The 12968-nt window shown below is 74.7% G+C and carries 12 protein-coding genes; 6 read left to right on the forward strand and 6 right to left on the reverse strand.

Annotated features, from left to right (window positions below; translation table 11 throughout):
- Positions 1-2: 2 nt before the first annotated feature.
- Positions 3-1031 (reverse strand): L-threonine 3-dehydrogenase, encoded by a 1029-nt coding sequence (tdh, locus tag ACZ4UX_RS17355; RefSeq protein ID WP_465707270.1) that lies wholly within the window; start codon positions 1029-1031, stop codon positions 3-5.
- A 474-nt stretch (positions 1032-1505) separates the two neighbouring features.
- Between tdh and ACZ4UX_RS17360 the strand changes: the two genes are divergently transcribed.
- Positions 1506-2891 carry a serine hydrolase domain-containing protein gene (locus ACZ4UX_RS17360; protein ID WP_465707271.1) on the forward strand — a complete coding sequence of 462 codons (1386 nt, stop codon included), beginning with the start codon at positions 1506-1508 and terminating at the stop codon, positions 2889-2891.
- Between the two features lie 49 nt (positions 2892-2940).
- Here the strand turns inward: ACZ4UX_RS17360 and ACZ4UX_RS17365 are convergent, their stop codons facing one another.
- Positions 2941-4002 (reverse strand): ATP-dependent DNA ligase, encoded by a 1062-nt coding sequence (locus tag ACZ4UX_RS17365; protein WP_359839077.1) that lies wholly within the window; start codon positions 4000-4002, stop codon positions 2941-2943.
- A 66-nt stretch (positions 4003-4068) separates the two neighbouring features.
- On the opposite strand from ACZ4UX_RS17365, the gene ligD reads away from it, so the two are divergent.
- From ligD to ACZ4UX_RS17380, 3 genes are all read left to right on the forward strand, one after another.
- Complete coding sequence (gene ligD, locus ACZ4UX_RS17370) at positions 4069-5076, forward strand: non-homologous end-joining DNA ligase (RefSeq protein WP_329486204.1); 1008 nt, start codon at positions 4069-4071, stop codon at positions 5074-5076.
- A 108-nt stretch (positions 5077-5184) separates the two neighbouring features.
- Positions 5185-5808, forward strand: a complete 624-nt coding sequence (locus ACZ4UX_RS17375) for a GNAT family N-acetyltransferase (protein WP_465707272.1) — start codon at positions 5185-5187, stop codon at positions 5806-5808.
- Positions 5809-5852: 44 nt separating this feature from the next.
- A complete protein-coding gene (locus tag ACZ4UX_RS17380) occupies positions 5853-6701 on the forward strand; it encodes an aminoglycoside phosphotransferase family protein (protein ID WP_465707273.1) in 849 nt (282 codons plus the stop codon).
- Between the two features lie 102 nt (positions 6702-6803).
- Here ACZ4UX_RS17380 and ACZ4UX_RS17385 read toward each other — a convergent pair whose 3' ends face one another.
- The 3 genes from ACZ4UX_RS17385 to ACZ4UX_RS17395 all read right to left on the reverse strand — a co-directional run bounded on the left by ACZ4UX_RS17385 (position 6804) and on the right by ACZ4UX_RS17395 (position 9228).
- On the reverse strand, positions 6804-7334 hold the full coding sequence (locus ACZ4UX_RS17385; RefSeq protein WP_329486206.1) for a hypothetical protein: 531 nt from the start codon (positions 7332-7334) through the stop codon (positions 6804-6806).
- Between the two features lie 92 nt (positions 7335-7426).
- Positions 7427-7621: a hypothetical protein gene (locus ACZ4UX_RS17390; protein WP_465707274.1), complete on the reverse strand. Its 195-nt coding sequence runs from the start codon at positions 7619-7621 to the stop codon at positions 7427-7429.
- A gap of 392 nt (positions 7622-8013) precedes the next feature.
- Positions 8014-9228, reverse strand: coding sequence for an 8-amino-7-oxononanoate synthase (locus ACZ4UX_RS17395; protein ID WP_465707275.1), 1215 nt, complete (start codon positions 9226-9228; stop codon positions 8014-8016).
- A 38-nt stretch (positions 9229-9266) separates the two neighbouring features.
- Between ACZ4UX_RS17395 and ACZ4UX_RS17400 the strand changes: the two genes are divergently transcribed.
- Together ACZ4UX_RS17400 and ACZ4UX_RS17405 are read left to right on the forward strand one after the other, a co-directional pair.
- Complete coding sequence (locus ACZ4UX_RS17400) at positions 9267-9482, forward strand: hypothetical protein (RefSeq protein WP_465707276.1); 216 nt, start codon at positions 9267-9269, stop codon at positions 9480-9482.
- Positions 9483-9546: 64 nt separating this feature from the next.
- Positions 9547-12039, forward strand: coding sequence for a DEAD/DEAH box helicase (locus ACZ4UX_RS17405; protein WP_465707391.1), 2493 nt, complete (start codon positions 9547-9549; stop codon positions 12037-12039).
- Positions 12040-12086: 47 nt separating this feature from the next.
- On the opposite strand, the gene ACZ4UX_RS17410 is transcribed toward ACZ4UX_RS17405, so the two are convergent.
- Positions 12087-12914, reverse strand: coding sequence for a hypothetical protein (locus tag ACZ4UX_RS17410; protein WP_465707277.1), 828 nt, complete (start codon positions 12912-12914; stop codon positions 12087-12089).
- Between the last annotated feature and the right edge of the window lie 54 nt (positions 12915-12968).

Raw genomic sequence — 12968 nt, forward strand, 5'->3', positions numbered from 1 at the left:
TCTCAGACGGTCCAGTCGAGGATGATCTTGCCGCAGCGGCCGCTCGCGGCCTCGTCGAAGGCGGCCTCGAAGTCGGCGGCGGCGTAGCGACCGGTGATCACGGGGCTGAGGTCGAGCCCGCCCTCCAGCAGGACGGACATCGCGTACCAGGTCTCGAACATCTCGCGGCCGTAGATGCCCTTGATGGTGATCATCGAGGTGACGACCGAGGCCCAGTCGACCGGGAACTGCTCGGCGGGCAGGCCGAGCATGGCGATCTTCCCGCCGTGGGTCATGTTGGCGATCATCGACTGCATCGCCTCGGGGCGGCCGGACATCTCCAGGCCGACGTCGAAGCCCTCGCGCAGGCCGAGCTTCTGCTGGCCCTCCTCGATGGTGTGCTCGGCCACGTTCAGGGCCAGCGTGACACCGACCTCGCGGGCCAGGTCGAGGCGGTACGGCGAGACGTCGGTGATCATCACGTTGCGCGCACCGGCGTGCTTGGCGACGGCGGCGGCCATGATGCCGATCGGACCGGCACCGGTGATCAGCACGTCCTCGCCGACCAGCGGGAAGGAGAGCGCGGTGTGCACGGCGTTGCCGAAGGGGTCGAAGATCGCCGCGACGTCGAGGTCCACCGGGACCCGGTGCACCCAGACGTTGGAGGCGGGCAGCGCGACGAACTCGGCGAAGGCGCCGTCCCGGCCGACCCCGAGGCCGACGGTGTTGCGGCAGAGGTGACGGCGGCCGGCCAGGCAGTTGCGGCACTTGCCGCAGACCAGGTGGCCCTCGCCGCTGACCAGGTCGCCGACCGAGATGTCCGCGACGGCCGCGCCGATCTCGGCCACCTCGCCGACGAACTCGTGGCCGAGGACGAGCGGGGTCCGGATGGTCTGCTGGGCCCAGCCGTCCCACTTGCGGAGGTGCAGGTCGGTGCCGCAGATCCCGGTGCGCAGCACCTTGATCAGCACCTCGCCGGGGCCGATGGCAGGCTTCGGGACGTCCATCAGCCAGAGTCCGGGCTCTGCCTTCTGCTTGACGAGTGCCTTCACTGCGGCGGCTCCTGACGCATGGTGGGGCGGCCTGGTGTGGGCAGGCCGACGGGGCCCGGCGGGGTGGCTGCTCCTGCCTCCTCGCACCGAACATGGAGCAATCTGCCTGGTGGGAGGGGGTGCGGTCCATCGAGGAATTCTTAAGGGGCGCCACAGCTGGGCTAAACGATCGTGCCCGAGCCGGGCCCGGCGACCGGCGCGGCGTGCCGGTGGCCACCCGTTCGGCGGAGCGCCGGGGGGCGCTCGACACGGGCGCGGCGGCCCGGCCGGGCATGAACCGGGCCGGGGTGACCGGGGGTTCGGCTGGTTCGGCGCGCCGGCGGTTCCGGGGTGACCGGGGGTGGGGCCGTTCGGGCCAGTGCGGCGGCGGCCCGCGCGCGGGCCGGTCGTGGCGCGCATACGGTGGCGATCGCTCCCCCATGGCCCCGTGGAGCGCCGCTCCGGGGCCGTTCGGCCCAGAGAGGCGCTCCGATCATGACGAAGACACGACGGCCGCTCGCCCCGCTCCCCCGCCGCTCCGTGCGGGCGGCCACCGCGGTACTGGCCCTGACCGGTCTGCTGGCCGCCGCGGGTTGCTCCGGCCGGACGGCGTCCGACCCCCCGCCCGCCGGCGCGGTCACGGCCGTCCCCGCCGCGCTCAGCCCCTCGGCGAGCCCGTCCGGCCCGTCGTCGGGTCCGTCGTCCGGACCGTCCTCCGCCTCGTCCTCCGCTTCCGGCTCGGCTTCGGGCTCGCCGAGCGCGTCCGGCTCCTCGCCGACGTCCGGCGGCACCGTGGCCGCGCTCACCCCGGACGTCACCGCCCGGCTGGACTCGGCGGTGCAGATGGTGCTGAGCGAAGCCTCCGTCCCCGGGGTGATGGTCGCTCTGACCACGCCCGACGGCAGCTACCTCAAGGCCTTCGGCGTCTCCGACAAGGTCGCCGGTACGCCGATGGTCACCGGGCTGAACATGCGGATCGGCAGCGAGACCAAGACCTTCACCGTCACCGGGCTGCTCCGGCTGGTCGACCAGGGCAAGGCCGGGCTGGACGACCCGGTCGGCAAGTACATCGCGGGCGTGCCCGGCGGGGACACGATCACCCTGCGCCAGCTCGCCGACATGCGCAGCGGCCTCTTCAACTACAGCGCGGACCCGGACTTCCAGCAGGCCGTGGTCAACGACCCGAACCGCGTCTTCACCCCGCAGCAGCTGCTCTCCTACGCCTTCGACCACCCCGCGGACTTCGCCCCGGGCAGCGCCTTCGAGTACAGCAACACCAACACCGTGCTGATCGGCCTGGTGGTGGAGAAGCTGAGCGGGCAGCCGCTCGACGTCTTCCTGAAGCAGCAGGTGTTCGACCCGGCCGGGCTGGGCCGGACGGTCTTCCCGACCGACGCGGCGTTCCCCCAGCCGCACGCCCGCGGGTACACCGACCAGACGCCGGACGGCTCGATCGCGGACGCCACCGACTGGAACCCGTCCTGGGCCTGGGCGGCGGGCGCGGTCATCTCCGACCTGGCCGACATGCAGAAGTGGGCGAAGGTGCTGGCCACCGGCACGCTGCTCAAGCCGGCCACCCAGGCCGAGCGGCTGGTGACGCCGCCCACCCCGCTGCCGGACGTCGGCTACGGGCTCGGGCTGTTCGTCAACCACGGCTGGGTCGGGCACAACGGCTCGCTGCCCGGCTACCAGAGCGCCGTGGTCTACCTGCCGTCGGCGCAGGCCACCCTGGCGGTGCTGCTGAACACGGACATCTCGTCCCAGGGCGAGGAGCCGTCGACGCTCTTCGCCAAGGCGATCACCGAGATCGTCTCGCCGGGGAACGTGTACTCGTTCCCGCCCGCGACGGCGAGTTCGTCGCCGTCCGCCTCGGTGACCTGAGCGGTCCCCCCGGTGGCCCGGGGAGCCGACCGGGGGGACCGTCGGCCGGTCAGCTCCCCAGGACCCGGGCCAGGTCGTAGGAGACCGGCTCCTCCAGCTGCGCGTAGGTGCAGCTCTCCGGGGTGCGGTCCGGGCGCCAGCGGCGGAACTGGGCGGTGTGCCGGAACCGGGTGCCCTCCATGTGGTCGTAGGCCACCTCGACCACCCGCTCGGGGCGCAGCGCCACCCAGGAGAGGTCCTTGCCGCCGGTCCAGCGGCTGACCGCGCCGGGCAGCCGGGCATCGGCGTGGGCGGCCTCGTCCGCCCAGCCGCCCCACGGGTGGGCGGAGACGTCCGTCATCCGCAACGGCGCCAGTTCCTCGACGAGTTCACGTCGGCGGGCCATCGAGAAGGCGGCGCAGACGCCGACGTGCTGCAGGCGGCCCTCGGCGTCGTTGATGCCGAGCAGCAGCGAGCCGACCACCGGTCCGCTCTTGTGCTCGCGGTAGCCGGCCACCACGCAGTCGGCGGTGCGCTCGTGCTTGATCTTGAACATGGTCCGCTCCCCCGGCCGGTAGGGCTGGTCCAGCGGCTTGGCCACCACGCCGTCCAGTCCGGCCCCCTCGAACTCGGCGAACCAGCTCTGCGCCAGCTCGCGGTCGGTGGACGCGGGGGCGGTGAAGACCGGGTCGGCGGCCCCGCCGAGCGCCGCCTCCAGGGCCGGGCGGCGCACCGAGAGCGGCTCGTCGAGCAGCGAGACGTCGCCGAGCGCGAGCAGGTCGAAGGCGACGAAGGAGGCGGGGGTGCGCTCGGCCAGCAGCCGCACCCGGCTGGCCGCCGGATGGATCCGCTCCAGCAGCTCCTCGAACCGCAGCCGGCCGTCCCGGGCGATCACCACCTCGCCGTCCAGCACGCAGCGCGGCGGCAGCTCCCGCTTCAGGGCCTCCACCAGTTCGGGGAAGTACCTGGTGAGCGTCTTTCCGGTGCGGCTGCCGAGCTCGACCTCGTCGCCGTCGCGGAAGACGACGGTGCGGAAGCCGTCCCACTTGGCCTCGTACTGCATTCCCGGCGGGATCTTGGCGACCGACTTGGCGAGCATCGGCGCCACCGGCGGCATCACGGGCAGGTCCATGGCTCCGATCCTCGCGCCAACCGTTCCGGGGCGCGCGCCGGGCGGAGCGCGTCTAGCGTGAGAGGCATGGGCGCAGCCGTGGAACTGGATGTCGCCGGGCGCAGCGTACGGCTGTCGAATCCGGACAAGGTGTACTACCCCGAGCGCGGCTTCACCAAGCTGGACGTCGCGCAGTACTACCTGGCCGTCGCGGACGGGGTGCTGCGCGGGCTGCGGGACCGGCCGACCACGCTGCAGCGGTTCCCGGACGGTGTCACGGGCGAGTTCTTCTACCAGAAGCGGGCGCCGAAGGGCCTGCCGGAGTGGCTGCCGACGGCCCGGATCAGCTTCCCGAGCGGGCGGTCCGCCGACGAGATCTGCCCCACCGAGCCGGCCGCCGTGCTCTGGGCCGCCAACCTGGGCTGTCTGACCTTCCACCCGTGGCCGGTGCGGCGCACCGACACCGACCACATCGACGAGCTGCGGATCGACCTCGACCCGCAGCCGGGCACCGACTTCCACGACGCCGCCCTGGCTGCCCACGAACTCCGCGCCGTGCTGGAGGAGCACGGACTGCGCGGCTGGCCCAAGACCTCCGGCGGACGCGGGGTGCACGTGTACGTGCCGCTGGAGCCGCGGTGGACCTTCACTGACGGCCGGCACGCGGTGATCGCGCTCGGCCGGGTGCTGGAGCAGCGGATGCCGGGCCGGGTGACCACCGCGTGGTGGAAGGAGGAGCGCGGCGAGCGGATCTTCGTGGACTACAACCAGATGGCCCGGGACCGGACCATCGCCTCCGCCTACTCGCTGCGCGCCCGCCCCCGGGCGACCGCCTCGACGCCGCTGCGCTGGGAAGAGCTGGACGACGCCGCACCGGAGGACTTCGACCTGCGGACGGTGCCACCGCGGTTCGCCGAACTCGGCGACCTCCAGGCGGAGATGGACGACAAGGCGTACCGGCTGGACGGGCTGCTGGAGCTGTACGAGCGCCAGCTGCGGGACGAGGGGCTGGGCGAGCTGCCGTACCCGCCCGACCATCCGAAGGCCCCCGGCGAGCCGAGCCGGGTGCAGCCGAGCCGGGCCCGGAAGACCTGACGGGGCGGCGGGCACCGCGCGGTGGTCGCATAGGCTGACGCTCTCCGAACGGGTGGAACGGGTGGAACGGGGGGCGTCGGGGTGGGCGGGCGCGGGCTGCGGGAGATCATGGCCGACGCGGCGGGCGGACTGTTCCCGCCGCCGGACGGCTCGGTGACGGTGGTGCCGCAGCCGTCGGCGCGCGAGGCCGGGGTGCTGGCGTTCTCCGCGCACGCCGTGGTGTTCACCGACGAGGACCCGGCCTGGGTGCGGGCCGCGCTGGCCGCCGTGCCGAGCGACCCGCTGGCCGCACCGCTCTGCCCGCTCTTCCTGACCGCGCTCGCCGAGCGGACCGGCCGGGTGGCCGGCACCATCGACCTGCTGACCGTGGCCGGCCGGCTGCCCGGCGCTCCCCCGCTGCCGCTGGCCGAGGTCCGCGACCGGGCGCACCCCCGGGTGGTGCGCGCGCTGCGCTACCGCGAGGACGTCCGGGTCTTCACGGTCGACGGCGGGGTCCTGGTGCTCGGGCGCGGGGTGGCCGGACGGTGGGAGTGCGCGATCGAGGTGGACCCGTCGGCGCGCGGCCGGGGCCTGGGGCGCGCGCTGGCGGCGAGCGCCCGGCATCTGCTCCCGGAGGGCGAGTGGATCTGGTCGCAGCAGGCGCCGGGCAACGCCACCAGCGTGCGGGCGTTCCAGGCGGCCGGCTACCGCCCGGTGGGCGCGGAGGCGCTGCTGGTGGTGGGGCGGCCGTGAACGGGGGCGGGGTGGTTCCGGGCGGGGCGGTTCCGGGTGACCTGGTGACGGTGCCGGCCGAGGTCCGGGACCGGCTGACGGTCCGTTTCGGCCCGGCGGCCGAGGCCTGGTGCGCGGCCCTCCCGGCGGTGGTCGAGGAGCTGGCCCGGCGCTGGGGCCTGGAGCTGCGCGCGGCCGGCGGCGGCGGGACGTCCCGGGTGTTCCGCTGCGAGCGCGGTGACGGCGCCGCGGTCTGGCTGAAGCTGACGCCCGATCCCGAGGTGGCCGCGCAGGAGGCGGTGGCCCTGCGGGCCTGGTCGGGGCTGCCGTCCGTGGTGCGGCTCCTGGCGACGGACCCGGCGGCGAACGCCCTGCTGCTGGCGGACGTGGAGCCCGGGGCGCCGCTGCGGCAGCGGGCCTGGCGGCCGGCGGAGGTGGCGCCGCTGCTCGGCGCCCTGCGCTCGGTGCCGGTGGACGGGCTGGCCCTGCGGCCGCTGGGCGACCGGGTGGAGTTCCTCTTCGACCTCACCGAACGGCGCGCGCCCGGCGCGGTGCCGCCCGGGGCGCGCGCCTTCGCCCGGGAGCTGGCGGCCGGCGGGCCGCTCGCGCTCGTCCACGGGGACCTGCACCCGGCCAACGTCCTGGACGGCCCGGCCGGACCGGTCGCGATCGACCCGCGCCCGTCCCTCGGGGACCCGGACTTCGACCTGGTGGACTGGGTGCTCGACGGCGTCACCGACCGGCCCGCCCTGGACCGGGCGATCGCCGACCTGAGCGCCCGCGTCCCCGGCGCCGATCCGGCCCGCGTCCTGGCCTGGTGCCGCGCCCTCGCGGTGACCGTCGCCGCCCCCCGCGCGGCAGCGGGCCGGCACGACGCGGAGACGGCGTTCCTGCTGGAGCTGGCGGGGTTCTGAGGCCCCGGCGCAGCACCGGACGGCGCCGGGGCCCTGAGGCCACCCTGTTCGCACAGGAAGTCGGCGGGTCCGACTTCCTGTGCGAGCGCCGAGGGCGGGGCTTCAGCCTGCGGCGAGGCCGCCCAGGAGGAAGGCGAAGGCGCCGGTGAGGAGGGCGCCGGTGGTGATCGCCAGGGCGGTGACCAGCCACTTCCAGGGGATCAGCGACTTCAGCAGCCGGGCGGCCAGGCAGGCGCCGAGGGTGATCGCCGCGAGGGCGAACAGGAAGAGGCTCAGCCACTTGAACAGCCCGGCCGTGCCCGCCAGGCGGCACTCGCCGTCCTCGCAGGAGACCCGGACCCGGTTGTGGGTGTCGACCTTCCAGTCGATCCGGGCGTACTCGTTCGGCAGGCCGCCGCCGTCGGGGTAGAAGGTGCCCCGGCAGTCGCCGGTCTCGGTCGGGACGGCCTCGGCGGAGTCGGTCCGCAGGCACCGGTCCGCCACCAGCACACCGGGGGTGCCGGAGAGGCCGGTCGCGTACCCGAGCCCCTCCCCCGCCGTCACCGCGCCCCAGCCGCCCACCCCGAGCAGCGCCAGCACGGCGGCGGCGATCGTCAGCGCCTTCACCAGTGCCCGCCGAATGTCCGGATCCATCGCCACCCCTGTTCCGTCGCCCCCGGTTGCAGGGACGCACCGACCGGCCGCCCGGTTCGGCTCCGGAGGCCGGCGGTCGGGAAGGGCGGCGGTCAGGAGTGCTCCGCGGCCTCGCCGGAGACGAGGAGGCAGCGGAAGGCGAGCGCGAGCACGCCGCCGGTGACCCGGGGCAGCCCGACGAACAGCCGCTCCCAGGAGTTCGGGCCGCTGAAGCCGACGACGAGCAGGAAGGCCGCCAACGGCACGGCGGCCAGTCCGAACAGGCTCATCGCCGGCCAGTGCGCCACCGGCTTCACCCCGCTCGCGCGGCAGACGCCGTCCTCGCAGCGGACGGTCCTGACGGCCAGGTGGCCGACGTCCTCCTAGAACGTGCAGGAGGAGACGGGTGCGCCGTGCGCGGGGTTGAACGTTCCCGGGCAGTTCTCGCTCGGACCCTCGTGCCACGGTGCGCAGCGTCCGCGAACGTACCGGCCGGGCTCCCCGGACCACCCGGCGGCCGGGGCCGCGTGCGGTGCGGTGCGGTGCGGCTCGGCGCCAGCGGGCCGACGCCGCACAGCGCGGCGGCCGCCGCATCCGCCGCCCCCGCTCCCCCGCAATTCGCTCCGCCCCCCGGCGGAGCGCACTGCCCCCGGGAGGGGACGCGGACCGACCGGTGCGTGGTTGCGGGGGGCGGGTGCGGTCAGGCGGAGTGCGCGCCGGCCGGGGCGAGGGAGGCGATGATCCGGACCGCGTCGGCGATCTGGCCGTCCGTGAGGTCCCCCCGGGCGGTGAGGCGCAGCCGGGAGACGCCGTCCGGGACGGACGGCGGACGGAAGCAGCCGACCGCGAGACCGGCCCGGCGGCAGTCGGCGGCCCAGGCCACGGCGGCCTCCGGGCCGGGGGCGCGGACCGAGACGACCGCGGCGTCCGGGGTGGAGGCCCGCAGGCCGGCGGCGGTGAGCCGGGCGGCGAGGGTGCGGGCGACCTCGCGGGCCCGCTCGGCGCGGTGCGGCTCGGCCCGCAGCAGGCGCAGGGCGCCGAGGGCGGCGCCGGCGGCGGCCGGGGCCAGGCCGGTGTCGAAGATGAAGGTGCGCGCCGTCTCGGTGAGGTGGCGGATCACCCGGCGCGGGCCGAGCACCGCGCCGCCCTGCGAGCCGAGCGACTTGGACAGCGTGACGGTGGCGACGGTGTCGGGCTCGCCGGCCAGGCCCGCGGCGGCCAGCGCACCGGCGCCGCCGGGGCCGAGCACGCCCAGGCCGTGCGCGTCGTCCACCAGCAGGGCGGCGCCGTGGGCTCGGGCGGCGGCGGAGAGTCCGCGCAGCGGGGCGGCGTTGCCGTCGACGGAGAAGACCGAGTCGGTGACCACCAGCGCCCGCCGGTGGGTGCGTTCGGCGAGCGCGGCCCGGACGGCGTCCGGGTCGCTGTGCGGGGCGCGGTGGACGTCGCCGCGGGCGAGCCGGCAGCCGTCGATCAGCGAGGCGTGGTTGTAGGCGTCGGAGACGATCAGGGTGTCCGGGTCGGTGAGCGCGGTCAGCGCGGCCAGGTTCGCGGTGTAGCCGGAGGAGAACACCAGGGCCGCCTCCACCCCGCAGAACTCGGCCAGCTCGCCCTCCAGTTCGGTGTGCAGGGCGGTGGTTCCGGTGACCAGCCGGGAGCCGGTGGCGCCGCCGCCCCAGCGCAGCGCCGCGTCGGCGGCGGCCCGGGTGACGGCGGGGTGCCTGGTCAGCCCGAGGTAGTCGTTGCCCGCGAGGTCGAGCACCGGGTCCTCGGCCGGGCGGCTGCGCAGCGTCCGGGTGAGGCCCGCCCGGGCCCGCAGCTCGGCCGTCTCGTCGAGCCAGTCGAAGACGGCGGCGGGGGCGGGAACGGCGTCCGCCGGAGTGCGGACGGGCGGTTCGGACGCGGTGCGGTGGGCCATGCCCGGCACTCTGGCACGGCGGGCGCGACCCGGGCAATGTGCGAAGCGGCACACGCCCGGGCGGCCGTTCCGGCGCCGTCTACCGGCGGATCGAGGTCGGCGGTGGCCTCGGGCTGCCGGCGCTGTCGGACCGGAAGCGGGCCCGGGCGTTCGTCGACCTCGCGCACCGGGCCGCCGGGGAGGCCGTCCGGCAGGAGGGGGGCGCCGGGGTGCGCCTCGCCGCGCGGGCGCCCGCGGCTCCGGGGAGGAGCTGAGCCCCGGGCTTTGCCCGGGGTGTGCGCGAGCAGGCAAGATAGCCGGGTGACCCTCCTTGATCTGATGCCGAAGCCCGCTACCCCCGACGCGCTGTACGAGACGTTCGCCGCCTGGGCGGAGGAGCGCGGGATCACGCTGTACCCGGCGCAGGAGGAGGCCCTGATCGAGCTGGTGTCGGGGAACAACGTCATCCTCGCGACGCCGACCGGGTCGGGGAAGAGCCTGGTGGCGGCCGGTGCGCACTTCGCCGCGCTGGCGGAGGGCAAGCGGACCTTCTACACCGCGCCGATCAAGGCACTGGTCTCGGAGAAGTTCTTCGACCTCTGCAAGATGTTCGGCACCGAGCAGGTCGGCATGATGACCGGCGACGCGAGCGTCAACCCGACCGCGCCGATCATCTGCTGCACCGCCGAGGTGCTGGCGCAGATCGCGCTGCGGGACGGCGCCCGGGCCGACGTCGGCCAGGTCGTCATGGACGAGTTCCACTTCTACGCGGAGCCGGACCGCGGCTGGGCCTGGCAGATCCCGATCCTGGAACTCCCGCAGGTGCAGTTCCTGCTGATGTCCGCGACACTCGGCGACGTCCGCCGCTTCGAGGAGGACCTGACCCGCCGCACCGGCCGGCCGACCACCGTGGTCCGCTCGGCGACCCGGCCCGTCCCGCTGTTCTACGAGTACCGCCGCACCACCATGCACGACACCCTGGAGGAGCTGCTGAAGACCGGTCAGGCCCCGGTCTACGTCGTGCACTTCACCCAGAAGGAAGCCGTCGAGCGGGCGCAGTCGCTGATGAGCATCAACATGTGCTCGAAGGCGGAGAAGGACGCCATCGCCGCCCTCATCGGCAACTTCCGCTTCACCACCAAGTTCGGCCGCAACCTGTCCCGCTTCGTGCGGCACGGGATCGGCGTGCACCACGCTGGCATGCTGCCCAAGTACCGCCGGCTGGTCGAACGGCTCGCCCAGGCGGGGCTGTTGAAGGTGATCTGCGGGACCGACACGCTCGGCGTGGGTGTCAACGTGCCGATCCGCACGGTGCTGTTCACCGCGCTGTCCAAGTACGACGGCGTGCGCGTGCGGGTGCTGCGGGCCCGGGAGTTCCACCAGATCGCCGGACGGGCCGGGCGGGCCGGGTTCGACACCGTCGGGCAGGTCGTCGCGCAGGCGCCCGAGCACGTGATCGAGAACGACAAGGCCGTCGCCAAGGCGGGCGACGACCCGAAGAAGAAGCGCAAGATCGTCCGCAAGAAGGCGCCGGAGGGCTTCGTCGGGTGGTCCGAGGAGACCTTCGAGCGGCTGATCGGGGCCGACCCGGAGCAGCTGGTCTCCCGGTTCAAGGTGAGCCACGCGATGCTGCTGTCGGTGATCGGCCGGCCCGGCAACGCCTTCGAGGCGATGCGCAAGCTCCTCACCGACAACCACGAGGAGCGCGGCGCGCAGCGCCGGCACATCCGCACCACCATCGCCATCTACCGCTCGCTGCTGGAGGGCGGCGTGGTCGAGCGGCTCCCGGAGCCGGACGCGGAGGGCCGGATCGTCCGGCTGACCCTCGACCTCCAGGAGAACTTCGCCCTCAACCAGCCGCTCTCCACCTTCGCGCTGGCCGCCTTCGAGCTGCTCGACCCGACCTCGCCCTCGTACGCGATGGACGTCGTCTCGGTGGTCGAGGCCACCCTCGACGACCCCCGCCAGATCCTCGCCTCGCAGCAGAACAAGGCCCGCGGCGAGGCCATCGGCGAGATGAAGCGCGACGGCATCGAGTACGAGGAGCGGATGGAGCGGCTCCAGGAGATCACCTACCCGAAGCCGCTGGAGGAGCTGCTCACCCACGCCTACGAGGTGTACCGGCGGGCGCACCCGTGGATCGGCGACCACGAGCTGCGGCCGAAGTCCGTGGTCCGCGACCTGTACGAGCGGGCGATGACCTTCTCGGACTACGTCGGCCACTACGACCTGGCGCGCACCGAGGGCATCGTGCTGCGCTACCTGGCCGGCGCCTTCAAGGCGCTGGAGCAGACCGTGCCCGACGACCTCAAGACCGACGACCTCAAGGACGTCATCGCCTGGCTCGGCGAGCTGGTCCGCCAGGTCGACTCCAGCCTGCTGGACGAGTGGGAGCAGCTGGCCAACCCGACCGATCCGCAGGCCCCCGAGGTCGCGCTGGACGACAAGCCGGCGCCGGTGACGGCCAACGCGCGGGCGTTCCGGGTGCTGGTGCGCAACGAGCTGTTCCGCCGGGTCGAGCTGGCCGCGCTGGAGAACTACCACGCCCTCGGCGAGCTGGACGGCGAGTACGGCTGGAACGCGGACCGCTGGGCGGAGGCGATGGACGGGTACTGGGACGAGCACGACGACCTCGGGACCGGGCCGAACGCGCGTGGCCCGAAGATGCTGCTGATCGAGGAGGAGGACTCCTCCTGGAAGGTCCGGCAGATCTTCGACGACCCGGCCGGTGACCACGACTGGGGCATCAGCGCCGAGGTCGACCTGTACGGCTCCGACGAGGAGGGCCGGGCGGTCCTGCGGGTCACCGCGGTGGACCGGCTCGACGGCTGACCACCCGACGGCGGCGGGGTCCACCACGGGTGGGCCCCGCCGCCGCGTCACATCCAGACGAAGGGCGCGCCCGCCGAGTAGGAGACCGCCCGGGTGGCCTCGTCGAGCGCCTGCTCGCCGCCGGCCGGGGCGGTGGACGGGGCGCCGACCGGGGTGGGCGGGCCGGAGGGGGCGGGCGGGGCGCCGTGCGGCTCGACGGGCCGCGAGCTGGTGACCGTCACGTACTGGCCGACCGCCGCGACGCGCTGCTCCGAGCCGGGCTTGGCGCTGCCGGCGGGCTGGGCGGGGGCGGTGGAGGCGTCCGGGAGGATGAAGGTGAGCGCGCCCGGCTTGGCCCGCAGGGTCTCGGCGGCCCTGGCGGCGGCGGCGTGGTCGGCGAAGCGCAGCAGGGTGACGCTGCTGAGCACCGGCTGGGCCTGGCCGGCGAAGCTGACGGCGAGGTAGGCCTGGCAGCCGCTGTCGCGCAGCAGGTCCTCGGCGCGGTCCTGGAGGGTCTCGGCGCAGCTCTCGCCCTGCCGGACACCGGCGCGCTTGCCCCGGTAGGCGCCGACCTCGATCACCCGCTGGGCGGGGAAGAGGGTGTCGACGTTGAGGCCCTCGGGGTCGGTCGCGGCGCGCGGCGGCGGACTGCCGACCACCCGCGGGGTGCTGGAGGCGTCCTTGCTGGCCGGGCCCAGGCCGGGTATCCAGTCGCCGGGCGCCGGGCGGGTGATGATCCAGCCGCCGGCCGCCACCACGCCGGCCACCACGACCCAGCCCACGACCCGGCGGGCGCCGAATCTCCCGGGCGGCTGTCGATGGGCCTCGGCCGGCCGGGCGGCTCCGTGCTGTTCCTGGTCACCCGATGGCGGGGTCCGCTCCCCCTGCGTGGTCATGGCGCAGATTCTAAGCAGTGCGCGGGTGGTGGAGATCACGGGGGCGGGCCGTTG

Source organism: Kitasatospora sp. NPDC028961 (genome assembly GCF_055564815.1).